This is a genomic window from Collimonas rhizosphaerae (assembly GCF_038896935.1).
Lineage (GTDB): Bacteria > Pseudomonadota > Gammaproteobacteria > Burkholderiales > Burkholderiaceae_D > Collimonas > Collimonas rhizosphaerae.
On sequence record NZ_JBANDC010000015.1, the window covers coordinates 106,444 to 132,130 of the forward strand.

The following is a 25,687-nucleotide window of genomic DNA, read 5'->3' on the forward strand; positions in this document are numbered from 1 at the left end:
TGAAAATCACATGCTGCAAAGCGAAACCGCTCCTCGATTATCCGCGCCCGACCTGCTGCAGGTGGTGCAAGCCCCTGACTGGGAGCAGCTGCGCACATGCATGCAGCGCCTGCTGGCGCAGCTCGGCGTTTGCGATTTCATGTTGCAGATGGAGATTGCCAGCGTCAACGGCACATCGCAGGTGCAGCTGTTCGGCAGCCTGCCAAACCCGTTGCTGCAGCAGTTCAGCCAGCCGGCCGACGACAAGACCGATCCGGTCCGGCAGCATCTCGCGCGCTCTTGCCTGCCGCTGAACTGGCAAGTCGACCAGTTGTGCCTGCTGCATGGCGGACAGGTTTATCCATTGTTGAAAGCCAGGGGCGTCACGCAAGGCATGAGCCTGGCGCTGCACAGCAAGCACGCGGTGAGCCGCCTCGATTTCTACAGCAACGCGGCGCGCCCGGCCGCGCTGCCTGTCGCAGCCCAGGCCGACGCCCTGCTGCTTGGCGTATACCTGCAGGAAGCGGCGGAGCGCTTGTGGCGCAAGGTTGCTCCGAACCAGGAACCGATTTTATCGGCGCGCGAACTGGAATGCCTGCGCTGGAGCGCCGACGGCAAGACCAGCAGCGAAATCGGACTGATCCTGGGCATATCGCAGCGCACCGTGTATTTCCACATGAAGAATGTGGCGATGAAACTGGGCGTCTATAGTACCCGCCACGCTATCAGCAGAGCGGTCATGATGGGTATCATCAAACCCAATACCTGAACCGCCAGGCACCGGCTTCCCGTGCCGTGTCGCAGCTGGCCGAATAAGCCGGCCTGCAGCAATTCAAGGCGCCATGCCGGAACAGGATGAAAGCGCCGCCACCAGTTCCGGCTGGCGGCTGGCGTCGCTGCGTAGCTGCTGCGCGGTGATGCCATGGTCCGCCGCATGCGCTGCCAGGCAAGCGTCCTGGCTGTCCAGCAAGCTTAGGTCGGCGCCGAAATACAAGATGACGCCGAACGCCGCGGCGGCAACGGCAAACACCATCAGCGCGATGCGGCCCCCTGCGTTTTTTTGCATATCCCCTGTCATGGATGGCATGGCGATTCCCTCGCAAAAGAAGTTAGCTAAACAACCAATTGGATAAAAATTTAGGCAGGCATGCGCGCCTGCCTTCTGTCTTGTGTACGAACCGGCAATCAGCCGATGCTTTCCCTGACCCCGCGCAAGGCGCTGATCGAATCGTCGAAGCGGTCGCCACCTACCTGTCCGCGCAAACGCTGGGCCACCTCCGCACTGACGGCGTTGATCGGGCCATCCAGCGCCAGCGCCGCGGCGGTCGGGAAGATATTCCATTCGCGGCCGTCGGCGGCGGACGGACGGCGCTCGATGAGCTGCTTCGCTAGCAGCGCGTCCAGCAAGCGCGTCGCCGTCGGCCTGGCTATGCCGAAGATATCGGCCAGTTCGCTGTTAAGCAGGCCAGGGTGCCGCAGCACTGCGCGCAGGACAAAACCCTGCGGCGCAGTCAGGTCGAATGGCTGGTAGGCCGCATTCCACTCACGCTCGACGATGCGCGCCAGGGCGGTAGTGTTGAAATAAAGGCAGTGGTCAAACATGGCTTTATTCTAGAACGATATGGTTAGCTAGGCAACCATTATTCTGCAGCCGTTAGCTGCCTGGAACCGGCATGCGCGGATTTTGCATGGATACCCTTGCTGTTTTGGTATTTCACCACTACATTGATAACAACGAACATTCGGTACACTCACCAGGTCTAAATATCATGCCAGCAGCTACTCTCTCCCGCGACCAGGTCGTCGATCGCATCCTGGCTGCTTTCCGCCGCTATGGTTATGAAGGCAGCAGCCTGTCGCGCCTGTCTGAGGCCACCGGCCTGGGACGGTCGAGCCTTTACCATTATTTTCCAAACGGCAAGGAAGACATGGCGAGCGCAGCCATGGCAGCGGTCGGCGCCTGGTTTACCCAGCATGTGCTGTCCACCCTGGACAGCCGCGAGGCATCCGCCATCCGCCTGCAGCGCTTCGCCGGCAAGCTGACCGAGTATTACGCCAATGGCATGGCGCCCTGCCTGATGGACGTATTCACCATCGGCGAAGCCGGGTCGCTGTTCCAGCAGCACCTGGGCGGGCGCATGCGGGCCCTGATGGCCTTGCTGGCCGGGGTAGCCGAAGAAGCTGGCGTGGATAAGGTGGAAGCCGCCGTACGCGCGGAGAATGCCGTGGTGGCGATTCAGGGATCGCTGATCGTGTCTCGCGCCCTGGACAGCAACGGCCCCTTTTTGCGCATGATAGAAAATTTCCCCGCCATCCTGCTTGGCCCTCAGCCGGCCAAGTAAGGCATTTTTGATTTCCCGCTTTAACTTGACAGCCTGGTTTTGCTTTTGTATTGTACCGATTGTTCGGTACATGATCATGCAGTTTTCGCCAGGCATCGCTTGCGGTGCTTTTATTCCAGCCTTCCAGGAGATAATCCATGCCAACCGTCCGCCCAGCCCAACCGATCCGTCTTTACCGCGCCCCCTTGTCCGGCCATGCCCATCGCGTCCAGCTGTTTCTGTCCCTGCTGGACCTGCCGTTTGAAATGATCGACGTCAACCTCGGCGCCGGCGAACAGAAAAAGCCTGAGTTCCTGGCGAAAAATCCGTTTGGCCAGGTGCCGGTGATTGAAGACGGCGAAGTCACGCTGGCTGACTCGAACGCGATCCTGGTCTACCTGGCAAGCAAATACGGCGACGCCGGCTGGCTGCCGCGCGATCCTTTGGGAGCGGCAACCGTGCAGCGCTTCCTGTCGCTGGCCGCGGGCGAGATTTTCCGCGGCCCGGCCAGCGCCCGCCTGGCGACCTTGTTCGGCATGCCGCTCGACCTTGGCGCGGCCTGCGCCACCGCCACACGACTGTTCACCCTGCTGGAGCCGCACCTGGCCAGCCGCCCGTTCCTGGCCGGCGCCCAGGTGACGATTGCCGATGTGGCGGCGTACAGCTACATCGCGCATGCGCCGGAGGGCGGCGTGGCGCTGGACGACTACCCGCAGATCCGGGCATGGCTGGGACGGGTTGAAGCCTTGCCCGGTTTTGTCGCCATGCAAGCCACGCCACCGGCGCTGGCGGCCTGAAACCGCGCCCCGGTCATCAATCGATTGGAGCGCCCTGCCAAGGAGCCAAGAATGTCCCATCCTGAAATCGCCGCAACCGGTCCGGACAGCACGCCTTTCCATCGCGGCGAACGCACGGCGCAGCAGCGCGCCGGCATGCTTGAAAAGATGGCGAGCCGCGGCCAGCTGCTGCGCAGCTTCATGCCCGACCAGCACCGCGAGTTTTTCCAGCAGCTGCCGTTCATGATCGTCGGCAGCATCGACCGCGAACAGCAGCCGTGGGCGTCGATCGTCACCGGCGCGCCCGGTTTCGTGACTTCGCCGGACGCCGAGCACCTGGAGATACATCCGCATGTGCTGGCAGCCGATCCGCTGCGGCAGACGCTGGCCGACAACGCAGCCATCGGCTTGCTCGGCATCGAACCGCATACCCGCCGCCGCAACCGCATGAACGGCAAGGTCGAGAAAATCGGCGCGGCAGGATGGACGCTGAAGGTAGACCAGAGCTTCGGCAACTGCCCGAAATATATCCAGGCGCGCCGTCCCACCCTGGTCGAAGGCGACGACGCCGCGGCGCCCGTAGTGCACAGGGCAACCCGGCTGGACGCCGCGATGCAAGACCTGGTCGCCGGCGCGGACACTTTTTTCATCGCCACGGCCTTCATGGGCAAACCTGCCGATGCAAGCAACCGCCAGTACGGGGTTGACGTGTCGCATCGCGGCGGCAAACCCGGCTTCGTCCGCATCGACGATGAAAAGACGCTGACGGTGCCCGATTTCGTCGGCAATTCTTTCTTCAACACCATCGGCAACCTGGTCGAGCATCCGCGCGCCGGCTTGCTGTTCATCGATTTCGCCAGCGGCGACGTGCTCTACCTGGCGGCCAGCGCCGAGCTGGTCTGGGATGGCCCCGAAGTGGCGGCATTCAAGGGCGCCGAACGTTTGCTGCGCTTCCGCGTGGAGCAGGCGATACGGGTCGAAGCCTCGCTGCCGCTGCGCTGGAGCGAAGCGGAACTGTCGCCGGCGCTGGCGCCCATGGGTTCCTGGCAGTGATGAAAAAAAGCCGGCTGCCTTTTCCAAGGCAGCCGGCTTTATCTTTTTCCCCGCCGAGCTTGCGCGGATTACTCTTGCGGCACCGGCGTCAATGCGCCGGTCAGGTCGCCCATCGGCTTGGCGCCGCTCGCCACCAGCGCCTTGTCGCGGGCGGTGAGGCCAGGCAGCACCGGCAACGCATAACGATTGGTGATGAAGCGCAGGATGGAAGCGGTGTCGTACTGGGTGTGGTCGACGAAACCTTTCTTCGCATACGGCGACACCAGGAGAGTCGGCAGGCGTGTGCCCGGACCCCAGCGGTCGCCCTTTGGCGGCGCCACGTGATCCCAGAAGCCGCCGTTTTCATCGTAAGTCACCACGATCAGCATGTTCTTCCACTGCGGGCTGGCCTGCAGCTTGGTGATGACGTCGGCGACATGGGCGTCGCCGTCAGCCACGTTGGCGTAACCGGCATGCTGGTTCAAATTACCTTGCGGTTTATAGAACGCGACCGCAGGCAGTTTGCCGGCTGCGGCGTCCTGCAGGAACGAAGCGTCGAAATCCTTCAGGTGGGCGGCGCGTTCGGCAGCGCCGGCGGCGGTAGCCGGATCGAAGCGGCTATAGTAGTTGAACGGCTGGTGGTGCGGCTGGAACTGGACCTTGCCGCCGTAGATCACGCTGCGGGTGGCGTTCGGCGCATCTGCCAATGCGGCGTTCCAGGCGCCTGCATACCAGGCCCAGTCGACGCCCTTGCTGGTCAGCTCGTCGCCGATGTTGGCCTGGGTCTGGACCGGCAGGGTAGTAGCCTTGCTTGGGTCGGCGTACACTGCCACGGCGGCGGCGTTGTTGCCGCTAGGCTGGTACGGCGGCTGCATGGTGTTGACCGCGTAGAACATGCCGGAAGCGTCTTTCGGCGTGATAGTGCTGTCCTTCAGGTAGACCGGGGCGCCGTTCAATACTGAAGTCGGATTGCCGGTGCCCGGAGTCAGGCCGACCAGGTTGCCGCTGGCGTCGAGCGTGACGGCCGAGATGTTGCCCTTGGCAGGTGACGTGGCGGCGTCGGCGTTCGGGTAAGTCGGGGCGCAGGCGCAGATCAGGTATTGGTGGGTCAGGAAGGAGCCGCCGAAAGCGCCCATGAAGAAATTGTCGGCCAGCGTGTATTGCTTGGCGATATTCCACAGCTTCATCTTGCTGCCGTCGTAATAGCCCATGCTGAGGCCGCCGGCATCGGAGTACGCGGCGAACTTGTCATTCTTGCCGCCGTTGATCTGCATCTGGTTATTGAAGAAACGATGCACCAGGTCGCGCGTGATCACGGACGACGACATATAGATCGGGCTGTTGGCGTCATCGATCTGGAACGGCTTGTTCGGCAGGTTGGCCGATTGCGCCTGGGTGATGACGGTGCTCTGGCCGGCCAGGGTCATGCCGCCCCAGGTCGGCGGCAGGACCGGCAGGGTGCTGCCGTCGAAATCCTTTTGCGGTACATAACTGGAAGTCGAGGTCGGATTGACGCCGGGAATGCCGTTGGCGCCGGGGAACAGGCCGTACAGGTTGTCGAAGCCGCGGTTCTCGGCAAAGATCACCACCACGTTCTGGATGTTGTTCATCGCCAGCGCGCCGGCCAGGGCCTGGCCCAGGTCAACCGTGCCGCCTTGGGCGATGGCCGCCGCGATGGCAGCGTTGACGGCCGCTGCTTCCGCTTTCAGCTTGGCCAGGTCATTGCCGCCCAGCTTGTTGATGTCGGCCAGCAGGTTGGCTTCGGCAGTGCCGATCTTGGCGGCCAGCTTCTTGCTGGCGTCGGCGAAATCGCCGCCGTTGGCATCCATGGCGGCTGTCAGTTCGGTCGAGATGGCGCTGATGAAAGCGCTGCGGCCGAGCGGCGCACGGAACACCAGTTTCTGCGTGACGGCGCTGCCTTTGTCGCCCAGCGCTTCGTGGCGGATGGCGTCGGTATCGACGGTGGCCACTACCGCGCCCTGGCCCTTGAGGGAAAATGAACCGTCGGGAGCAGTCCTGGCTACCGGCGACGCGGCGTCGCACGTCGCTTTCTTTACCTTGTCTTCGAAGCAGACTTTGGCGTTTTCATAATAGCTGCCGGTGACCTGGCCGCTGGTCACTGAACCAGTGGCCTCGCCGATCGAGCTGCCGCCGCCGCAGGCGCTCAGGCCCGCCGATAGTGTCACCGTTGCCACCGTTACCGGCAGCCATTGCATGGTCCGCTTCATAAACCCTCCCCGGGCGATAAAAAGCGCAATCGTATGCCCCGAATATTTCAGCTGTGTGAAATGCCGCAGCGGCCGCCATTTATTTTCAGGATGTGGATGTGTCATCGTTCTGTCACACAACGCTGCTAGGCTTGCCTCCCATTCGACGCGGCGCTCCGCTCGTCCCCAAGGCTTGTCAAACATTCCTATGAAACCAGCGGTCATTGCATTCCTGAGCGGCGTCGCCGTGCTTCTCCTGAACGGCTGCGGCCAGCAGCACGCGGACGCCGAAACAGCCAAGCCCGCTGCACCGGCCTACGTCGGCGCGACCTATGCGCCGACGCTGAAAAAGCAGCCCTCGGTAGCCGCCATGACCGCGCTCGGCCGCACCATGTTTTCCGATCCTTCGCTGTCGGCGTCCGGCAAGATGTCTTGCGCTACCTGCCACAGCCCCGACCATGCATTCGGCCCGCCCAACAACCTGGCGGTGCAGCTGGGCGGCAAGGAAATGAAAACGCTGGGCACGCGCGCCGTGCCTTCGCTGCGCTACATACAGAACGTGCCGGCCTTCACCGAACATTTCTTCGACGACGATGGCGACGACAGCATCGACGCCGGCCCCACCGGCGGCCACAACTGGGACGGCCGCGCGCCGTCGACCCACGACCAGGCGCGGATCCCGCTGCTGTCGGCGCACGAAATGGGCAATGCGAATGCGGCCGAAGTGGTGGAAAAACTGAAAAAAGCCAGCTACGCGGCGCAGTTCCGCGCCACCTTCGGCGAGGATATTTTCGACAACCAGGAGCAAGCCTTCAAATGGGCGCTGATGGCGCTGGAAGTATTCCAGGAAAGCCCGACCGAATTCTATCCCTACAACAGCAAGTACGACGCCTTCCTGCGCCAGCAGGTCCAGCTCAGCAAGCAGGAGCTGAACGGCCTGCGCCTGTTCAACGATGCGTCGAAAGGCAACTGCGCCTCCTGCCACATCAGCGCAATCACGGCCAGCGGCGCCTTCCCGCAATTTACCGACTACGGCCTGATCGCCATCGGCGTGCCGCGCAACAAGAACATCCCGGCCAACGCCGATCCGAAATATTACGACATGGGTTTGTGCGGCCCGGACCGCACCGACCTCAAGGACAAGACCGAGTATTGCGGCATGTTCAAAACGCCGTCCTTGCGCAATGTCGCCACGCGCCAGGTGTTTTTCCACAACGGCGCCTTCAGCAGCCTGGAGCAGGTGATGAAATTCTACGTGCAGCGCGACACCCAGCCAGAGAAATGGTATCCGCGCGGAAAAGACGGCAAGGTGCGCAAGTATGACGACCTGCCTGAGGGATACCATGGCAACGTCAACGTCGAAGCGCCGTTTGACCGCAAGCCGGGCGACAAGCCGGCGCTGACGGATAACGAAATCAAGGACGTGATCGCCTTCCTCAAAACCCTGAACGACGGCTACCGGCCTTGACCGCCAGCCGGCTCGCGGCCTTGCGCGAGCCGGCCGCCAGCGTTATTTCCTGGCCTTCTTTGCACCCTTTGCTGCTTTCGGCTTGCCGCCGGCCGCCTTGCCGCCACCGGCGGTTTTCTCGAACTGCACATGGAATTCCAGCGCCAGCTTGCGGATCGCCTTGCCGATGTTGGTGTAGTCGTACTCGTTGAGATTGGCCAGCGACACCCGCGCCGAAGCGTGCGCGGTGCCGAAGCCGCGCCCTGGCAGCAGGATCACGCCGGTTTCTTCCGCTAGCCGGAACAGCGCTTCGTTCGGCTTCAGGCGCTTCACCATCCACTTGGCGAAATCGGCGCCGTACATCTGCGTGGCCAGCGTTTCCAGGTCGAGCAGATGGTAGTAGTGGACCGAATCGGCGTCGACCGGCAGCGGCAAGGCCAGCGCCCGGTATAACGCTTCTTTGCGGCGCAGGACGATGCGCTTCATCGATTTCTTGTAATTCTGCGGCTCGTCCAGCAGCGAATACAGGGAGAACAAGGTCATCTGCGCCTGCACCGGGGTCGACAAGCCGGCGGTGTGGTTCAGCGCCACGGTGCGGCTGTCGGCCACCAGCCGGTCGATGAATTTCAGTGCACGCGGTTCGGTGGTGATCGAGTTGTAGCGCAGGTCCAGCTCCTTGCGCCGCGCCTCGGGCAAGGCGGCGATCTTGTCGTCCAGGATATTCTTTTCATGGGTGGCGACCACTCCCATGCGCCAGCCGGTGGCGCCGAAATACTTGGAGAACGAATACACCAGGATGGTGTTGTAGGGGCAGATCGCAAACAGCGATATGAAGTTGTCGGCGAAAGTGCCGTACACATCGTCGGTCAGGATGATCAGGTCGGGGCGCTGCCTGACGATCTCGCCAATGTACGCCAGCGTCTCGTCGTTGATCCTGACCGAAGGCGGATTGCTGGGATTGACCAGGAAGAATGCCTTAACCTTGGGATCGAGCAGCTTGTTGAGTTCTTTCCTGGTGAACTGCCAGCTGTTCTCGGCCGGCGCATCGACCAGCAGCTCGACCAGCTGGTAGTCGTTGAGGTGCGGGATTTCGATATACGGCGTGAAGATCGGCATGCCGAGGGCGATGGTGTCGCCGGCCTCGAGGATATGGTTTTCACGCAGGCTGTTGAAAATGTATGTCATGGCGGCGGTGCCGCCTTCCACCGCATACATGTCGAAATTGCCGATGAACGGCTGCTCGCCAATCATCTCCTGGCGGATGTACTGGCCGACGATCTGCTCGCCCAGGCTCAGCATGCGGTCCGGCACCGGGTAGTTGCAGCCGAGGATGGCTACGCACATCTCGTACAGGAAAGCGCCGGCCGACAAGCCCAGCTGGTCACGCACATAAGACACGGCGGCTTCGATGAAACGCACGCCGTCGACGCCGGCATGGGCCTTGGTGAAAATCTCGAAACGCGCCTCGATGCCGTCGCGCTGCGGGAAACCGCCGACGCCATCCATATAGATATAAGAACGCTCGGCTTCGCTCATGGCAAACAGGCCGAACTGGAAAAAGCCGTGGCGCGGCGTGGTGGCCAGGAAATTCGGGTTGCCGCGGCCGGCGTTAAGCATGGCGCGGTCAGCGCTCGACGCCACCTGGATCAATGCGTCTTTCAATTCAAACGGGCTGAGCAAGGCGAGTTTATCCGGGTTGCTGAAATCCATTCTGATACTCCTTATTCGATAGATTGGCTCCGCCGCGGCGGAGCAGGATGCGCAAACAAGATCAGACCAGCGCCACCACCAGCGGTCCCAGCAAGGTCAGGAACACATTGGCGAGGGCGTAGGTAATGGCAAAGGGCACGGTAGGAATGGCGTTCTCCGCTTTGTCGAGCACCTCGCCGAAAGCCGGGTTGGCGCTGCGCGAACCGCTGAGGGCGCCGGCGAACACCGCCGTATTGTCGTAGCGCAGGACATAGCGTCCGATCAGCATCGTCAGGATCATCGGCAGGATGGTCACCACCACGCCGACGCCGAAGATGGTGAAACCCTGTTGCCTGACGGTCTGCACCGCCTGCAGGCCCGACGACAGGCCAACCACCACCACGAAGCCGGCCAGGCCGAGGTCTTTCAGGATTTGCACCGCGGCGGCCGGCATGGCGCCGAACGACTGGTGCCGGGAACGGAACCAGCCGAACAGCAGGCCGGACAGCAGGGCGCCGCCGCCGCTGCCCAGCGTCAGCGGGATCGAGCCGACCTTGGCTACCAGCAGGCCGACCAGCAAGCCGGCCACCAGCCCGGCGCCCAGATAGACAAAATCGGTTTTGGCGCTCGGCACGATCACATAACCGACGATATCGGCAACGCGCTTGACGTCTTGTTCGGCGCCATAAATGGACACCACGTCGCCCACCTGCACGATGGTTTCAGGCAGTATCGGCAGCACCTGCCCCATGCGGCTGAGCTGCACCACGTAAATGCCGTGGCGCACCTCGCCCGCGGTCTGGGTGCGGATTTCCGCCACGCTCTTGTTGTGGAATGCCTTGTTGGTCAGCACCACTTCCCGGTGCTGCATGGTCAGCTCCATGCCTTCCACCGCATACACTTCCTTGCCGAGGAAACCGGAAGTGCTGACCACCGCTTCACGGCGGCCGACCACCAGCACGATGTCATGCGACTGCAGCATCAGCTGCGGACTGACTTCGATCACCTGGCCGGCGCGCTTGACGCGCTCGATGGTGATGGCGGTAGCAGGATCAAGATTTTCCACTTCCTCGACCGAGATCTTGCCTTGGGTAACTTCATACAGGCGGCCGACCAGTTCCGGCAGCGCCGCATGCTGTTCCGGCCCCAGCAGCTTGACGCCGGCCAGCATCGCCGTCTCGGCCTTGATCGCATCGTCGCGGATGCTGCGGCCCATCAGTTTCGGCAAGATGCTGACACAGACGATGATGGCGCCGAAGGAGCCGAACACATAGGTCACAGCGTATCCCACCGCGACATTGCCCTGCAGGCGCGCCACCTCTGCCGCATCCAGCCCCAGCTTGGTGATGGCGTCGCCGGCGGTGCCGATGATTGCCGACTGCGTCAGGCCGCCGGCGGCAACGCCCGCCGCCAGGCCCTTGTCGAGGCCGAACAGCTTGGCCATCACGACTACCGTCGCCAGCCCGGTCAGCGCCAGCACCGCCGCCAGGATGATTTCCCGGATCGACTGCTTGCCTAGCGAGTTGAAGAACTGCGGACCGCTCTCGTAACCGACCGCATAAATGAACAAGGCAAACAGCACGGCCTTGACGCCGGGATCGACATGCACTCCGACCTGGCTGACCAGCACCGCCACCAGCAGGGAGCCGGCGACGCCGCCCAACTGGAATTTGCCGAACTTGATCTTGCCGACGGCATAACCGACCGCCAGCGATAAAAACAGCGCTATCTCCGGGGATTTCTTGAATAACTCATGCAGCCACTCCATAAGGGACATCCTTCCTTGTGAGAAATGCAGTTTGTTCAATCAATCGATGCGGCGGCCAGGACGGTTCGCGCAGCTGGGACCTTGAGAAGTTGCAGAAAAGCATCTTCATAATAGCAGAGTCGCTATTTCCAAAAAGAAATAGCGACTGTCTTGCCTGGCAAAAAGGAGGGGGTGATACAGGTTGACGGCACATGCCGCCTGGCGGCAGCTGTCAGGCTATCAACAGCTCTTCTTCAAGCTCGGTCTGGCGCCAGGCGTCAAGTTCTTGCACACGGCTGAACCAGGCTTGCAGGTGTGTGTACGGCGCCAGCGGCACGCGCCCCGGTTCGACCGCCATCAGCGGCGCGGCGATCGCCAAATCAGCTAGCGTCAGGCCGCTTCCCGACACCCACCTGCGTTGCGCCAGATGTCCGTCCAGCACGCCGGCGTATTTCTCCAGGTCGGTAAGCGCGCGCTGCAATTCGACCGGATCCGGCCGGCCGGCGCCGATCAGCCCCTTGATGAAATTTTCCCAGTAAAAAATCGCTATCATCGGCGCGAAATGCTGGGCCGACCAGAACATCCAGCGGTTGACGTCGGCCCGCGCCCGCAGCTCGGCCGGATAAACCGACTGGCCCGGCGTCTTGTCGGCCAGGTATTGCATGATCGCGCAAGACTCCCACAGGATGAAATCGCCGTCCACCAGCACCGGGATTTTTTCGTTGGGATTGATCGCCAGCAGGTGCTTGCGCTGGTCGGCGCTGGACAGGTCAAGCAGCACCAGGTCGAGCGGCAGGCCTAGGTGGTGCGCGGTCATGACGACGCGCCGCGCATTGGATGAAATTGGGTGATGGTAAAGGCGCATGACGACGATCTCCCGGAAGTTGTTGATGCAAGACCTGCATCTTAGTCCCGGGCTGCTGACAACCTGTGTCAGTAGCGTTCCGACAAGCCAGTCCTAATGATCTTCGCCGAACGGATTCTCGCTGCGCCAGGCCTGCAGCAGCACGCTGCGCTGCTGCGGATAGCGCAGCTTGGTCACCGTCAAGGCGCTGATCCTGTCGTTGCGGAAATGGCGGAAGCCGTTGCGCAGCTCGCACCAGCCGATGACCAGCCGCTTGCCCTCGAAGAACGCCAGCGCAATCGGCCAGACCAGTCTTTCGGTAGCATTGCCGTTCTCGTCGCGATAGCCGATATTGATCTTGTGCTGGCGCCGGATCGCTTCGCGGATCGGGCCCAGCGTCTTGTTGTTGGGCGCTTCCTCAAGGAAGCTGGCCGCCAGCAAACCCATGTTTGCCATGCTGTCGCGCAGGTCGAGCGGCGAAGCGGCGGCGATCTTGCTGAGCGCATTCCCCGCGGCCTGCGCCAAGCCGTCGTCGCCTTGCTGCTTGACCCAGCGCGCTCCCAGCACCAGCGCTTCCAGTTCGTCTTCGTTGAACATCAGCGGCGGCAGGAAAAAGCCGGCGCGCAGCACATAACCCAGGCCAGCTTCGCCCTCGACCGGCGCGCCCAGCTCGATCAGGGTCTGCACGTCGCGGTAGATAGTGCGCACCGAGACCGACATCTGCTCCGCCAGGCAGGCAGCGGTGACCGGCCGCCGATGGCTGCGCAAAGCATCCATCAGCATGAACAATCGTCCGGTGCGGCTTGCTGCTTGCGCCAATATGTCTCCTTGGACGGCTCTACTTGGTCAGCGACAGCAATGTCTGCTGGCCGTTCCTGAAGGTGTAGATCGACAGCGTGCCGTTCTTGATGTCGCCTTTGCCGTCGAATGCGATCTTGCCGGTGACGCCGGTGTACTGGATCTTGCCGAGCGCCGGCAGGTATTTTTTGGGATCGACCGAATTGGCTTGCTGCATGGCTTTGGCGATGATCATCACGGCGTCGTAGGTGTACGGCGCGTACTGGACGATGTCGGCATTGTATTTTTTCTTGTAAGCCGCCTTGAAAGCGTCGAGCGGCGCGGTATCTTCGACCCCGCCTGCGATCGCGCAATAGACCTTGTCGTCGATCAGGCCTTCGCCTGCCAGGCGCGGCAGGGCGCCGGTGCAGATCGCATCGCCGCCCATGAAGTTGGCGGTGATGCCGAGTTGCCGCATCTGGCGCAGCATGGTGCCGGCGCTGGCGTCGATGCCGCCGAAGAAAATCAGGTCCGGCTGCTTGGCCTTGACCGCGGTCAGGATTGCGCTGAAGTCGGTGGCCCGGTCGTTCGTGTATTGCGTCGACACTATCTCCACACCGTTCGCCTTGGCGTCTTTAAGGAACTCGGTAGCCAGCCCTTGCCCGTAGGCCGTGCGGTCGTCAATCACCGCGATCTTTTTTGCATGCAAGGTTTTTGCCGCATAACGCCCCATTGCAGCGCCGAGCTGGGAGTCGTTGGCAACCACGCGGAAAGTGGTGTTGAACCCTTGTTCGGTATATTTGGCGCTGGTCGCGGAAGGTGAAATCTGCGGGATGCCGGCGTCGAAATAAATCTTCGATGCGGGAATCGAGGTGCCCGACTGCAGATGCCCGACCACCCCCGCCACCTTGACGTCGACCAGCTTCTGGGCGACGCTGGTAGCCTGCTTCGGATCGCTGGCGTCGTCTTCAGCCTGCAGTACGAACTGGATTTTCTTGCCGCCGATGACCAGATGCCTGGCGTTCAGGTCGTCGATCGCCATGCGCGCGCCGTTTTCATTATCCTTGCCGACATGCGCAACCGGACCGGTGATCGGGCCGACGTGCGCAATCTTCACGACTTGCTCCTGGGCCTGCGCGGCAACGCTAAAGCTCAACCCGATGGCGGCGGCCAGCAACGTCGTTTTGGCATGGTTCTGCATGTTTTCTCCTCTGGTTTGAATGTGGCTGAAGTGCAGCGATTATCCCAGCCTCGCCGCAACTGATCCAGCGGCATTTATTCTACACACAAGGCGCGGCTTGATGGGCGGCATAGGCTGCAGCCAGGTTATTGCTGGTGCTTGCCATGTCGACGTCAAAAGCCTTGTTCGTCAGAGAATCATGGAGTTTTCGCGCCGGCGGCGATGCCGCTCCAGGAAACGCCGCCGCACTTGCCGGTCTGGCTCAGCAGCCAGCCTTGCAGCTGGCGGCCGATTACCAGCGGGCTGCTGCTGAAACACTCGCCTTGCGGCGGCGCCTGCATCTGCCTGGCCGATACGAACAGCGGCCCCTTGGGTTCGATAATCGGTTCGCTGCTGCGCACTTTTCCGGTTCCCAGTTCGGCGTTGCAATCGTAGCGGCGTCCCGAAGCGTCCGCGGTAACGATGCCAACCATGCCGTGGTTCATCGGATAGACATTTTCAACAAACACATTGCCGCCTTTCGGATGTTTCAGCAAACAGGCATTGGCAGCCTGCATCACATCCTTGTCGCTCAGCATGTCGCCGACGGACATCGACAGATCGTCCGCCATCGCCATATCGGACATCAGTAAAGTGCTAAACAGCAGGGGAATCAGGATCAATTTCATGCCTTACCTTTTGCTTTCCATACGCAGCGCGTTGGATCATCCGGCGCATTGCACGGCCACTCTAAACGGTTTGCGGCTTTTTTAGCAAATCGAATATTCCTGGCATCGATTGTTACGTTAAATGAGTAACAATCGAAAATCGAGCGGATGGCCAGCCCTGAATCTATCTGGCCGGCTGCGGTCCCAATGGCGCAGGCGGCGCCAGCGGGTAGGGCGGGTTGCCGCCGCCGGTACGCAGGTTAACAATCACCCGTTCGATATACGGTTCAGCGCGGACAAAAGTTTCCAGCGCGGCCGCGTCGACGGCCGGATCGGCGCTGCAGCCTTCGACCCAGACGAAGCGGCGCTGGAAGGTCAGCCACAGGCTGCTGTTGCGGGCGAATCCCGGTTCGGCGGCAAAATGCGCCTGTACCGAGCGCGCGATCGGCGCATCGTACAGATAAGAGTTCGGCTTGTCGCATTGGCCGGCGAGCCAGCAGGTGGTGCCGCGTTCACTGCGCCAGTGCGTTTGCCTGCGCATCTCTTCTTCATTCGTCAGCGGCCCCAGCGGCTGCGGACAGTCCGCCACGGCGCCGCGGACCTGGATGAAAGGGTCGTTGAACCAGTTTTTCAGGGTTTCCGCGGCGGCCGGCGCGACTATCCCGGCGGCCGCCAGCCACCACGGCAGCATGTATCGCAAGTGAAACCGTCGTGACATAACGGATCTCCTGAATGGTCAGCCGGCGCGGTGTCCTGCGGAGGGCAGCCGCCCGTCCTGCTTGTTTTCCTGCTTAAGCGGCGAACTTGTCGGTCGCCAGGATCAGCTGATGCAGGATTCCCGGTTCGCTGTAGGCGTGCCCGGCATCGGCAATGATGTGCAGTTCCGCTTCCGGCCATGCCTTATGCAAGGCCCACGCGGTTTTCGGCGTGCAGCAGACATCGTAGCGGCCTTGCACGATGACGCCCGGAATGTCCTGCAGCCGCGCCACGTCGCGCAGCAGCTGGCCGTCTTCGAAAAAACAGCCGTGGGTGAAATAGTGGTTTTCGATACGGGCAAAAGCGATCGCGAACTCCGGCTCGTCATGCGCTTCGGCCAGCGCAGGATCGGGAATCAGCTTGACCGTGCTGCCTTCCCACACGCTCCATGCCTTTGCCGCGGCCAGCTTGGCGCTTTCATCGGTCCCGGTCAGGCGGCGGCTATAAGCTGCCACCATGTCATGCCGTTCCGCCTCAGGGATCGGCGCCAGGAAATCTTCCCATTTGTCCGGGAACTGGCGCGATGCGCCGTCCTGGTAATACCACTGCACTTCTTCATTGGTGCCGGTAAATATCCCGCGCAGCACCAGCTCGCTGACATGCTGCGGATGTGTCTCGGCGTAAGCCAAGGCCAGGGTGCTGCCCCAAGAGCCGCCGAACACCAGCCATTTTTCAGCCCCGATCAATTCGCGCAGCCGCTCGATATCAGCCACCAGGTGCCAGGTAGTATTGGCTTCCAGGTTAGCGTGCGGCGTCGACCGCCCGCACCCGCGCTGATCGAACAGCATGACGCAATATTTTTCCGGATTGAACAGCCTCCGATGATCGGCATTGCACCCGCCACCCGGACCGCCATGCAAGAACACCGCAGGCTTGCCATCGGGATTGCCGCACAACTCCCAATACACCTGGTGCCCATCGCCCACATCCAGCAAACCGGATTTAAACGGCTCCAGCGGCGGATACAAGCCTCGTAATTGCGGAATGGCGCTTTGCTGCACAGCGGGTTGGCTGGTTGTCATGAAATCGTTTCCTTGTGGGAGTCGGAGGATACGATCATAAGCAAGTATGGCGATGGCGTCCAGCGAGGGGGGAAACGGGAAAATTCGCCAACAAGCAATCAGGCTGAGGCTGTTGATTTTGACGTCGGGGTTGAAGTTGCCGTTGCCGTTGCCGTTGCCGTTGCCGTTGCCGTTGCTTTTGAATTCCGCATTGAGACGTTGCCAAATGAGACAGCGGTCAGCCGGGAATTGTGGGAAGACATGTTTGAGCGAAGCGAGTTTGTCTTCCCACCCGGCTGACCGCTGACTCATTTGGGGACCCGACCGAAGGGAGGGCAACGGCTTTGCGGTCGCCTTTTCTTTGCTTACTTTCTTTTGGCCGGGCCGCGTAAGGCGAAGCAAAAGAAAGTGAGCGGCTGCCGGGCCGCCCCCGGCTTGCATCCTCGGAGTAGAAAACGTTTTAGGTAACGACGAACGAAGGCCATCGCATGCCGCCGAATGTACTCCGTAGCCCGTTAAATGGGGTCAGAGTAATTTTCGCAAAAGGCGCGAAAAAAAACTCTGACCCCATTTAACTACAGTGCCGCAGCTAGTTCTGCGCCTTCGCGTATCGCCCGCTTGGCATCCAGCTCACTGGCAAACGAAGCACCGCCAATCACGTGATAACGCGACCCGGTCTGCTGCGTCCTGGTTTTCACCGGTTCGCCAGGCTTTCCCGGTGCAAGGACCTCAGCCGGAACCAATTCGTACAAGGACTCCTGCCCCGCACAGATCACCACGTTATCCACCGCCAGCACCCGGCTTTCGCCACCAATGCTGACATGCAAACCCTGATCGTCAATACGCTGGTAATCAACCCCCGCCAGCATCTGCACCCCATTACGCTGCATCACGCTACGATGCACCCAGCCCGAAGTCTTGCCCAACCCCGCCCCCACCTTGCTCTGCTTACGCTGCAACAGATGGATTTCCCGCACCGGCACCGCCACCGCCGCAGGCCGCAGTCCACCCGATTCCGCCGCCAGCGGATCGACACCCCACTCGTCCATCCATTCCGCAATCGGCACCGGCAAAGGCACATGCGCATCGTGCAGCAAGAATTCGCACAGGTCGAAACCGATGCCGCCGGCGCCGATCACCGCCACCCGCTTGCCGACCGGCGCCTTGCGTTGCAACACGTCGAGATAAGACAGCACCATCGGATGGTCGATGCCCGGAATGCGCAGGTTGCGCGGCGTCACCCCGGTCGCCACGATGACGTCGTCGAAACCGAGCGCCGCCAGCTGCTCGCGGCTGACGCGCTGGTTCAGCTGCAGCTCGACGCCGGTGCGTTTAAGACGATGATGGAAATAGCGGATGGTTTCGCTGAATTCTTCCTTTCCCGGAACCTGCATCGCGATAGTGAACTGGCCGCCGATCTGCGCCGCAGCCTCGAACAGCGTCACCCGATGGCCGCGCTCGGCAGCCACGGTCGCCGCCGACAAGCCGGCCGGCCCGGCGCCGATCACCGCTACCCGCCGCGCTTTTACCGTGCGCCGGTAGACCAGCTCGGTTTCATGGCAAGCCTGCGGATTGACCAGGCAGGTGGCGCGCTGGCGCTTGAACGTGTGGTCGAGGCATGCCTGGTTGCAGCCGATGCAGGTATTGATTTCCTCGGCGCGGTTCTGCTGGGCCTTGAGCACGAATTCGGGATCAGCCAGGAACGGCCGCGCCATCGACACCATGTCGGCGTCGCCCTCGGCCAGGATCTGTTCCGCCACTTCCGGCGTGTTGATGCGGTTGGAAGCAATCACCGGGATCTTGACGGCGCGCTTGAGGCGCGCCGTCGCTTCACGAAACGCGCCGCGCGGCACCGAAGTGACGATGGTGGGAATGCGCGCCTCATGCCAGCCGACGCCGGTATTGATCAAGGTTACGCCAGCCTGCTCCAGGGCCTGCGCCACCGCCACCACTTCGGCGCCGGTATTGCCGCCTTCCACCAGGTCCAACAGGGACAAGCGGTACATGATGATGAAATTTTCGCCGACCGCGGCGCGCATGCGGCGCACGATTTCCAGCGCCAGCCGCATGCGGTTCTCGATGCTGCCGCCCCACTGGTCCTGGCGATGGTTGGTGCGCGGCGACAGGAACTGGTTGAGCAGGTAACCCTCGCTGCCCATGATTTCCACGCCGTCGTAGCCGGCGCGTTGCGCCAGCCGGCCGCAACGCACATAAGCCGCGATGGTGGACTGGACGCCGCCTTCGCTCAGCGCGCGCGGCTTGAACGGCGAAATCGGCGACTTGATGGCTGAAGCCGACACCACGAACGGCTGGTAGCCGTAGCGCCCGGCATGCAGGATCTGCATCACGATCTTGCCGCCTTCTTCATGCACGGCGCTGGTCAGGCGCATGTGGTTGTGGATGTCGCCGATGCTGTTCATGGTGCCGCCGAACGGCAGCAGCCAGCCCTGCCTGCTGGGAGAAATGCCGCCGGTCACGATCAGGCCGACACCACCCTTGGCGCGCGCCCGGAAATACTCCGCCAGCTTGCCGTAATGAAAAAAGCGGTCTTCCAGGCCGGTGTGCATGGAGCCCATCACCACCCGGTTTTTCAAGGTGGTGAAGCCGAGGTCGAGCGGGGCGAGCAGGTGCGGGTAGACGGGGTGGGACATAGGTTTTTCCAAAAAGCAGTGGCGCTGCAAAAGTCGGTGACAGGCCGGAATCTACCTGAAAAGCGCCGGCGGATCGCTGAAACACCCCTGTTTTGGCGGCGATTAGAGGCACTAGCCTATTCTGGGCGATCCCTGCCGGAATGGGGCGCAACGGGACAGGAAGCCTCGCTGTTGTACCCGTCGCGCCGCTACCAGCCGCTGCGCGCCACGATTTTCATGCAATTCATGGCTGAGCGGATCCCGCGGCTGCCAGGTTTTGCCGCACTGAGTTTCGGACGCTAGGGCCTTATTTTTTTGCGGTTGTCGCCGCTGCCTTCTTGGCCTGGTTGAACACCGGGCCCCACAGCGGATGGCCCTTTTCGCCTGCGGCCAGGTCGAAGCCGGCGTCGAGTTTCAGGGCCTTGTCGAATTGCTGCCTGCACAGCTTCTTCCTGGCAGTCACGCAATAGCTGAAAGCCATGTATTTCAGGGCTTCGGTCTGGGTCGCGACATCCGCCGACCAGATCTCGGGCGCATTTGCCAGGCGCTTGACGGCGGCGCTGTAGCTGCCCTTGTTGTAAAGGGCGATGCCGTCGGCCAAGGCGGACGGCTGGGCCGGCTGTTCAGGCGCGGCGGCTGCACCGGCGGCGGTTGCCGCTCCGCCTGGCGTCGCCACTGCCGCGGCCGGTTTGGTGATGCTGTCGAGGCTGTCGCAAGCGCCAAGCATCATGGCGGCAGCCAGCATCGCAAAGCTGCTGATACGGGTAAAAGAGGTGGTCATGACGCGTTCTTGGCTGAAATGCATTTAGTGGGACGAAAAATCGTAGTCGATACTACGCGATTTTTTCGGGCTGACGTCAATTTCAAAAACGCGGTCAGGAAAACTCGGATTGACCACCTTGACCTGATGTTTGCCTTCCGGCAGGACCAGTTTTTTCAATGGCGGACTGACGCCCTTCATGCTGCCGTCGACCAGCACATTGCCCCATGGCTTGATGGTCAGCAAAACCACGCCGGTCGGATCGACCGCTTTTGCCTCGGCGTCCTTCAGCGCGGCCGGCTTGGCCGCTGCCGCTGCGACATTCTCCGTGCCGCTGCCTTGCAGTTCGGCCAGCCTGGCGCGCGCCGCTTCCGCATGCGAGCCGCCCGGGTATTTTTTCAGGAAAGCGTCGACCTGCTGCGGCGTCGCGCCGTTCAGCTGTTTCACGGTTTCCCAAGCGACGGTTTCTTCATCAAGGACCTGCTCGGCCGGCGCCGCGGCGGGCTTGGGCGCCGGCACCACGGCGGGGGCACGGACGGCGGCAACTGCAGCCGGCGCCGGCGCCTTCCCGGCGGGCTTGAGCCACAGGTAGGCGCCCAGCGCCAGCACGGCGACGGCAGCGCCGATCCACCAGGCGGGTGCCCTCAACGGCTTGTCGAGCACGCTCGGCGGCACCGCTGGACGCTTGCGCGCACGCCGGTCGTCGCCGATCGTCGGTTCGTCGCCCGGTTTCTTGCGGTTGGGCAGGCGGAATGCGATCGGAGCGGTGGCTTCATTGTCCGGCATCGGCACCGACAGCTCCAGGTCCAGCAGCTTGCGGAATTCCTCTATCGATTGCGGCCGGTCGTCCGGCTTGACCGCCAGGCCCTTGTCGATGGCGGCCAGGAATTCCTTGCTGAAGCCGCTGTACTCGCCTTCCTGCAGGCACTCTATGGGATCCTTGATCATGCGCGCCACCGAGGTCGGCGGCGCGCTCTTGACGACGGCAAAATAGATCACCGCCGACAGCGAATAGATATCGGTCCATGGCCCTTGCTTCATCAGGGCGTCGTCGGCGTACTGTTCGATCGGCGCGTAACCCGGCTTCAGGATCACGGTCAGCGAATGGGTCATGTCGCCGATGATCTGCCGCGCTGCGCCGAAGTCCAGCAACACCGCCTCGCCGCTCTTCTGGATCATGATGTTGTCGGGCGAGATATCGCGATGCAGTATCTGCACCCGGTACATGGCGTCGAGCGCTTCCAGCATCGGCTTGAGCATGCTTTTCAGCCAGGCTTCGGTCACCTGCGCCGGCGAATTCTGCACCACGCTTTTCAGCGTGCGGCCTTCGTAGTAGCGCATCGCCATGTAGGCGGTATTGTTCTGTTCCCAGAAACGGTAAACCTTGATCAGCGCGGGATGGTCGAATTGCGCCAGCAGGCGCGCCTCCTTGATGAAGCTTTTGAGGCCGATGGTGAACGTCTCGCGGTGCCGCTGCGAGCGCACCACGACTTTTTTATCCGGCCCGCGCCCGGCGAACGCGCCCGGCATGTATTCCTTGATCGCCACCATGCGCCGCAGCGACCGGTCGAACGCAAAGTAGACAATGCCAAAACCGCCTTCGCCGATGACGCCGATGATTTCAAAATCGGCCAGGCGCGTACCCTTGGGCAAGCAGTTTTCGACAGCCGTCGTTTCGTGCTGGTCAATCGGCTTGGCGTTTTGCATATTCTCTGGATTCGACGTTAGTTATATTATTCTGGACAGCTATCAACACGTCTCTAGCAATTCGCCGAGGGTTAAGGTTCGGCGACATAAATCGTAAACGCAGTACAGTTATCAAGCGGGATATTGGATGCCTTGCCGTTCTTTTCGACAATCGCGTGCATGAGGTCGAGCCAGTCCTGGGCAGAACCGGCCCGCAGAGCCGCCTGCTCCATTTCCGCCTCGCTGATCCACTCCCAGAAACCGTCGCTGCAGACCAGGAAGGTATCACCCCCTTGCAGCTGAGTCACGTCCTGCGTGATGTCCGCCGGCGCGCTACCCTCGACGCCGACCGCGGCGCACAGGATGCTGCGGCGCGGATGGCGGCGCAGCTGCTCGGGCGAACAATGGCCGGCGTCGACGAATTGCTGGATCAGGCTGTGGTCCTTGGTCGCGCTCAACAGCTTGCCGCGGCGGAAAAGGTAGAGCCGGGTGTCGCCCATGTGGCCCCACAACGCGCAACGGTTCTTCTGGTCGATCAGCAGCACCGCCACGGTTGAACTCATGTCTTTCAGGCGCGGGATCTGCGCCTGGCGCCGGGTCAGCTGGGCTACCGCATGTTCAATATAGGACTGCAGCGCGCGCGGACCGAAAGAAGCTTCTTCCACGAACATTTCCATGATCGAATGGACCACGATATTCGAGGCGATCTCGCCGCCGTACTGGCCGCCGACGCCGTCAGCGACAATCACGCAAGCCAGGTCTTCCTGCAGCACGCTGCCCCAGGAATCCTGGTTAACCTGCCGCCCGCCGGCATGGCTCAGCTGCGCCAGGCTCAGGACCACCGGGACCGCCGTGTCGCTGAGCAGCGATTGCTCAGGCATGCTGCGTCTCTCTTTTCTGCTTCTCTACTTTTCTTTCGTAAGCCTGCAAGAAAGCCTTGCCGAACAGGGTCTGGAAATCGTCCTGCGCGGCTTCCGCGATGATCCGCTGGTAGCGTTCGGCATAGGCATCCCATAACCGTGCCTTACGCTTCGCCGGCAGCAGCGCCTCAAGCACGCCGCCTTTTTTCGCGCGCTTCTCCATGACTTCAGGATTGAAGCGCTGCAGCATCTCGTTCATGGTCGCACGCATGCCGGAAACCACGCCCACCTGGTGCGCCTGCAAATCCTGGTAAGCGTCTTGCATGGCTTCGGTGGCGCCCATGAAACCCGGCATTTTCTTGCGCAGCATCTGGATCAGCACGGTCTGGCTGTCGGCAAAGAATTTCAACGGATTATTGTTGCGGACCACTACCTTGGTCACGTCCGCATGCGCTTCGCGCTTTACCAGCGCGCGCGATGCGTTCAGGTCGATCGTGCCCTGCACCGCCGTCGCCAGCAGCTTGCCGACGGTTTCCATCATTTCCGCCGTCAGTTCCGGCGCCAGGGTCCCGGCCGGCAGGCCCGCGCCCTTCATGAACGCCAGCACCAGCGCTTCGCTGGATGCGGATGGCTCGGCCTGGCTCTCTTCGCCGGCATCGGCCGGCGCCGGATTCGCGGCAGGCCGGGTTACCGCGCTCACGGGACGCACCGGCGCCGCCGGCATCGGCGCCGGCGAAGTAGGCAATGCTGAATTGGCGGTCGCCGCCAGTTCCAGGTTCAATTGCGCGAGCGCCGCCAGGCGGGTCTCGGATACGCTCAGCAGCGGTTTGCCGCCATTTACCCGTTTCACCGGATTGGCCGGTGGCTGGCCTGGCTGATTGGTCATGTCAGGATTATCTTTCATCAAGTTGAGCTGCGCCTCGGCGCGCAATAAGTACAGTCCGATCTGGATTTCATCGCCTATCTGCAAATCGTATTCGCGCTCGGCGTCGATCTCTTGCCCGTTCAGCAGGATCGGATTGGCGCGGCTGAGATTGGTGATGGTCTGGCGGATGCCGTCGCTTTTGATCGCCGCCTGAATGCGCGATACAAAATTCCGGGGATCGGCCAGCACGAAGTGGTTTTCATCGCTGCGGCCCAAGGTCCTCGGCTCGCGGCCGAACACGGCCGACAGAGGCAATTCAGGCGCCACGTTGTTGTAAGAAATGACACTAATTTTTATCATCGGGTGGGTTTCCAGCTGCACCTGGCCTGGCGCAAAAAGCCTGAGAGAATCATGGCTTGCCTGGCTGCAAGTTCCATGCCCAAGAAATGCCTGCCGGAAACGACCTGAGAAGCCCGAAAAACCTGGTAATTCGGTGGTTTTCAACCTGCAAAACTGCCCTCTCTTGTCATCCGTAGTGACATTTTCTGTCAGCCAGGGCCGGGATCAAGAACAGGGGTGCAGGTCTGGAAATTGCGGGACAGGGCGCCGCCCTGCCCGCAAGGAGGAGCGAATGCCCTCAGGACTGGCGCAGCATGGCCTTGATGCCGCGGACCGCCTGGCGGATCCGGGCTTCGTTTTCGATCAGCGCAAAGCGCACGTATTCATCGCCGTATTCGCCGAAGCCGATGCCGGGCGAAACGCACACCTTGGCTTTTTCCAGCAACTGCTTGGCAAACTCCAGCGATCCCAGGTGGCGGTAGGCTTCCGGTATGCGCGCCCAGATGTACATCGACGCCTTCGGGATATCGACCATCCAGCCGGCCTCATGCAAACCCTTGGCCAGCACATCGCGCCGACTCTGGTACTTGGCGCAGATATCCTTGACGCACTGCTGGTCGCCTTCCAGCGCCGCAATCGCCGCGACCTGCACCGGCGTGAAACTGCCGTAGTCGTGGTAGCTCTTGATGCGCGCCAGCGCCGCCACCAGCTCCTTGTTGCCGACCATGAAGCCGATGCGCCAGCCGGCCATGTTGTAGCTCTTCGACAGCGTGAAAAACTCCACCGCGACATCGCGCGCGCCGGGCACCTGCATGATCGACGGCGCTTGCCAGCCGTCGAAGACGATGTCGGCGTACGCCAGGTCGTGCACCACCAGGATGTTGTGTTCCTTGGCCAGCTTGACCACGCGCTCGAAAAATTCCAGCTCGACGCACTGGGCGGTGGGGTTGGACGGAAAGCCCAGCACCATCATTTTCGGTTTCGGATAACTTTCCCGTATCGCCCGCTCCAGCTCGGCGAAAAAATCCACGCCCGGGCTCATGCGGACCGAACGGATATCTGCGCCGGCGATCACCGCGCCGTAGATGTGGATCGGATAACTCGGATTCGGCACCAGCACCGTATCGCCGCGATCCAGCGTCGCCAGCATCAGGTGCGCCAGCCCTTCCTTGGAACCAATGGTGACGATCGCTTCGGTATCCGGGTTGAATTCGACGTCATAGCGTTTCTTGTACCAATGGCTGATCGCCCGCCGCAGCCGGGGAATGCCTTTCGATGCGGAATAACCATGGGTGTCGGGCCGCTGCGATACTTCAACCAGCTTGTCGACGATGTGCTGCGGCGTAGCGCCGTCGGGATTGCCCATCGACATATCGACAATATCCTCCCCGCGCCGACGCGCCGCCATCTTCAGCTCGGCGGTGATATTAAAAACGTAAGGGGGAAGACGATCGATGCGCGAAAACCTGCGCGGAGTTGCGGATTCAGACATAGCTTGTACTTTCACGTAAGCGCCCGGAACCGTCCGAGCGACGTTGGAACGAATTGGCGTTCCAGCGACGATTCTATTGAACATCGAATGATTGCGCAATAACGAAAATGCAGCCGGCCACGATTCGGAAAACCTGTTTGTCACCGCATCCGGCAAATAGACAAGGCTGTGGCTTTTGACGTTGCGGTTGATTTTGATTTTGTGGTTGAAGTTGCTTTTGCCGTTGCCGTTGCTTTTGACCTTGCCGTTGCTTTTGAATTCCGCATGGAGACGTTGCCAAATCCGGCGCGTGTCAGCCGGGAATTGTGGGGAAAGATGTTTGAGCCGAAGGCGAGTTGCTTTCCCCACCCGACTGGCACGCGCCGGATTTGGGGACCCGACCGAAGGGAGGGCAACGGCTTTGCGGTCGCCTTTCTTTGCTTACTTTTTGGCGCCCGGCTAGGGGCGAAGCAAAGAAAGTGAGCGGCTGCCGGGCCGCTCCCGGCTTGTACCCACGGAGTAGAAAACGTTTTAAGTAACGACAAACGTCCATAGCATGCCACCGAACGTACTCCGTGGCCCGTTAAATGGGGTCAGAGTGAGGTGTCCCGGTTTTGGTGGACAGGTTAATTAAGCACTTTTGAACTGTGCCTCGACTTCGGTAGGTGTGCGG

General features: G+C 61.6%; 24 protein-coding genes. 7 read left to right on the forward strand and 17 right to left on the reverse strand.

Annotation, left to right across the window (positions count from 1 at the left end):
- Positions 1-10: 10 nt before the first annotated feature.
- On the forward strand, positions 11-748 hold the full coding sequence (locus V8G57_RS19495) for a LuxR family transcriptional regulator (RefSeq protein ID WP_092400060.1): 738 nt from the start codon (positions 11-13) through the stop codon (positions 746-748).
- Positions 749-811: 63 nt separating this feature from the next.
- Here V8G57_RS19495 and V8G57_RS19500 read toward each other — a convergent pair whose 3' ends face one another.
- A complete protein-coding gene (locus V8G57_RS19500) occupies positions 812-1,045 on the reverse strand; it encodes a hypothetical protein (protein ID WP_342830757.1) in 234 nt (77 codons plus the stop codon).
- Between the two features lie 119 nt (positions 1,046-1,164).
- Complete coding sequence (locus V8G57_RS19505) at positions 1,165-1,581, reverse strand: MarR family winged helix-turn-helix transcriptional regulator (protein ID WP_342830758.1); 417 nt, start codon at positions 1,579-1,581, stop codon at positions 1,165-1,167.
- A 167-nt stretch (positions 1,582-1,748) separates the two neighbouring features.
- Here V8G57_RS19505 and V8G57_RS19510 point away from each other — a divergent pair, with 167 nt between their 5' ends.
- From V8G57_RS19510 to V8G57_RS19520, 3 genes are all read left to right on the forward strand, one after another.
- Positions 1,749-2,321, forward strand: coding sequence for a TetR/AcrR family transcriptional regulator (locus tag V8G57_RS19510; protein WP_254785176.1), 573 nt, complete (start codon positions 1,749-1,751; stop codon positions 2,319-2,321).
- Between the two features lie 137 nt (positions 2,322-2,458).
- On the forward strand, positions 2,459-3,097 hold the full coding sequence (locus tag V8G57_RS19515) for a glutathione S-transferase family protein (RefSeq protein ID WP_342830760.1): 639 nt from the start codon (positions 2,459-2,461) through the stop codon (positions 3,095-3,097).
- A 51-nt stretch (positions 3,098-3,148) separates the two neighbouring features.
- Positions 3,149-4,129 (forward strand): pyridoxamine 5'-phosphate oxidase family protein, encoded by a 981-nt coding sequence (locus tag V8G57_RS19520; RefSeq protein ID WP_342830761.1) that lies wholly within the window; start codon positions 3,149-3,151, stop codon positions 4,127-4,129.
- A gap of 68 nt (positions 4,130-4,197) precedes the next feature.
- On the opposite strand, the gene acpA is transcribed toward V8G57_RS19520, so the two are convergent.
- Positions 4,198-6,336, reverse strand: coding sequence for an acid phosphatase (acpA, locus tag V8G57_RS19525; RefSeq protein WP_342830762.1), 2,139 nt, complete (start codon positions 6,334-6,336; stop codon positions 4,198-4,200).
- Between the two features lie 187 nt (positions 6,337-6,523).
- Between acpA and V8G57_RS19530 the strand changes: the two genes are divergently transcribed.
- On the forward strand, positions 6,524-7,783 hold the full coding sequence (locus V8G57_RS19530; protein ID WP_342830763.1) for a cytochrome-c peroxidase: 1,260 nt from the start codon (positions 6,524-6,526) through the stop codon (positions 7,781-7,783).
- 42 nt (positions 7,784-7,825) lie between these two features.
- Here the strand turns inward: V8G57_RS19530 and V8G57_RS19535 are convergent, their stop codons facing one another.
- From V8G57_RS19535 to pip, 8 genes are all read right to left on the reverse strand, one after another.
- Complete coding sequence (locus V8G57_RS19535; protein WP_342830764.1) at positions 7,826-9,472, reverse strand: bifunctional aspartate transaminase/aspartate 4-decarboxylase; 1,647 nt, start codon at positions 9,470-9,472, stop codon at positions 7,826-7,828.
- Between the two features lie 61 nt (positions 9,473-9,533).
- Positions 9,534-11,219 carry an aspartate-alanine antiporter gene (aspT, locus tag V8G57_RS19540; RefSeq protein ID WP_342830765.1) on the reverse strand — a complete coding sequence of 562 codons (1,686 nt, stop codon included), beginning with the start codon at positions 11,217-11,219 and terminating at the stop codon, positions 9,534-9,536.
- Positions 11,220-11,430: 211 nt separating this feature from the next.
- Entirely contained in the window at positions 11,431-12,063 is a 633-nt protein-coding gene (locus V8G57_RS19545) for a glutathione S-transferase family protein (RefSeq protein WP_092400096.1), read from the reverse strand.
- A gap of 93 nt (positions 12,064-12,156) precedes the next feature.
- The gene (locus tag V8G57_RS19550) at positions 12,157-12,861 is read right to left on the reverse strand and encodes a helix-turn-helix transcriptional regulator (protein WP_342830766.1); all 705 of its coding nucleotides are present in this window, start codon (positions 12,859-12,861) and stop codon (positions 12,157-12,159) included.
- 19 nt (positions 12,862-12,880) lie between these two features.
- Positions 12,881-14,020: a branched-chain amino acid ABC transporter substrate-binding protein gene (locus V8G57_RS19555; protein WP_342830767.1), complete on the reverse strand. Its 1,140-nt coding sequence runs from the start codon at positions 14,018-14,020 to the stop codon at positions 12,881-12,883.
- A 176-nt stretch (positions 14,021-14,196) separates the two neighbouring features.
- Positions 14,197-14,667, reverse strand: a complete 471-nt coding sequence (locus V8G57_RS19560; RefSeq protein ID WP_342830768.1) for a hypothetical protein — start codon at positions 14,665-14,667, stop codon at positions 14,197-14,199.
- 163 nt (positions 14,668-14,830) lie between these two features.
- Complete coding sequence (locus V8G57_RS19565) at positions 14,831-15,364, reverse strand: BON domain-containing protein (RefSeq protein WP_342830769.1); 534 nt, start codon at positions 15,362-15,364, stop codon at positions 14,831-14,833.
- A gap of 73 nt (positions 15,365-15,437) precedes the next feature.
- Entirely contained in the window at positions 15,438-16,424 is a 987-nt protein-coding gene (pip, locus tag V8G57_RS19570; RefSeq protein WP_342830770.1) for a prolyl aminopeptidase, read from the reverse strand.
- Positions 16,425-16,436: 12 nt separating this feature from the next.
- On the opposite strand from pip, the gene V8G57_RS19575 reads away from it, so the two are divergent.
- Positions 16,437-16,703 carry a hypothetical protein gene (locus V8G57_RS19575; protein WP_342830771.1) on the forward strand — a complete coding sequence of 89 codons (267 nt, stop codon included), beginning with the start codon at positions 16,437-16,439 and terminating at the stop codon, positions 16,701-16,703.
- 275 nt (positions 16,704-16,978) lie between these two features.
- On the opposite strand, the gene V8G57_RS19580 is transcribed toward V8G57_RS19575, so the two are convergent.
- The 6 genes from V8G57_RS19580 to alaC form a co-directional block, all read right to left on the reverse strand.
- Positions 16,979-19,054: an FAD-dependent oxidoreductase gene (locus tag V8G57_RS19580; RefSeq protein WP_342830772.1), complete on the reverse strand. Its 2,076-nt coding sequence runs from the start codon at positions 19,052-19,054 to the stop codon at positions 16,979-16,981.
- 286 nt (positions 19,055-19,340) lie between these two features.
- Positions 19,341-19,814, reverse strand: a complete 474-nt coding sequence (locus tag V8G57_RS19585) for a TssQ family T6SS-associated lipoprotein (RefSeq protein ID WP_342830773.1) — start codon at positions 19,812-19,814, stop codon at positions 19,341-19,343.
- 24 nt (positions 19,815-19,838) lie between these two features.
- The gene (locus V8G57_RS19590; protein WP_342830774.1) at positions 19,839-21,500 is read right to left on the reverse strand and encodes a serine/threonine protein kinase; all 1,662 of its coding nucleotides are present in this window, start codon (positions 21,498-21,500) and stop codon (positions 19,839-19,841) included.
- Positions 21,501-21,571: 71 nt separating this feature from the next.
- Positions 21,572-22,360 carry a PP2C family protein-serine/threonine phosphatase gene (locus V8G57_RS19595; RefSeq protein WP_092402296.1) on the reverse strand — a complete coding sequence of 263 codons (789 nt, stop codon included), beginning with the start codon at positions 22,358-22,360 and terminating at the stop codon, positions 21,572-21,574.
- Complete coding sequence (gene tagH / locus V8G57_RS19600) at positions 22,353-23,564, reverse strand: type VI secretion system-associated FHA domain protein TagH (protein ID WP_092402293.1); 1,212 nt, start codon at positions 23,562-23,564, stop codon at positions 22,353-22,355. Before tagH ends, V8G57_RS19595 begins: the two co-directional genes overlap by 8 nt.
- A gap of 277 nt (positions 23,565-23,841) precedes the next feature.
- Complete coding sequence (alaC, locus tag V8G57_RS19605; protein ID WP_092402311.1) at positions 23,842-25,035, reverse strand: alanine transaminase; 1,194 nt, start codon at positions 25,033-25,035, stop codon at positions 23,842-23,844.
- A gap of 168 nt (positions 25,036-25,203) precedes the next feature.
- On the opposite strand from alaC, the gene V8G57_RS19610 reads away from it, so the two are divergent.
- On the forward strand, positions 25,204-25,497 hold the full coding sequence (locus V8G57_RS19610; RefSeq protein ID WP_342830775.1) for a hypothetical protein: 294 nt from the start codon (positions 25,204-25,206) through the stop codon (positions 25,495-25,497).
- Positions 25,498-25,687 lie beyond the last annotated feature (190 nt).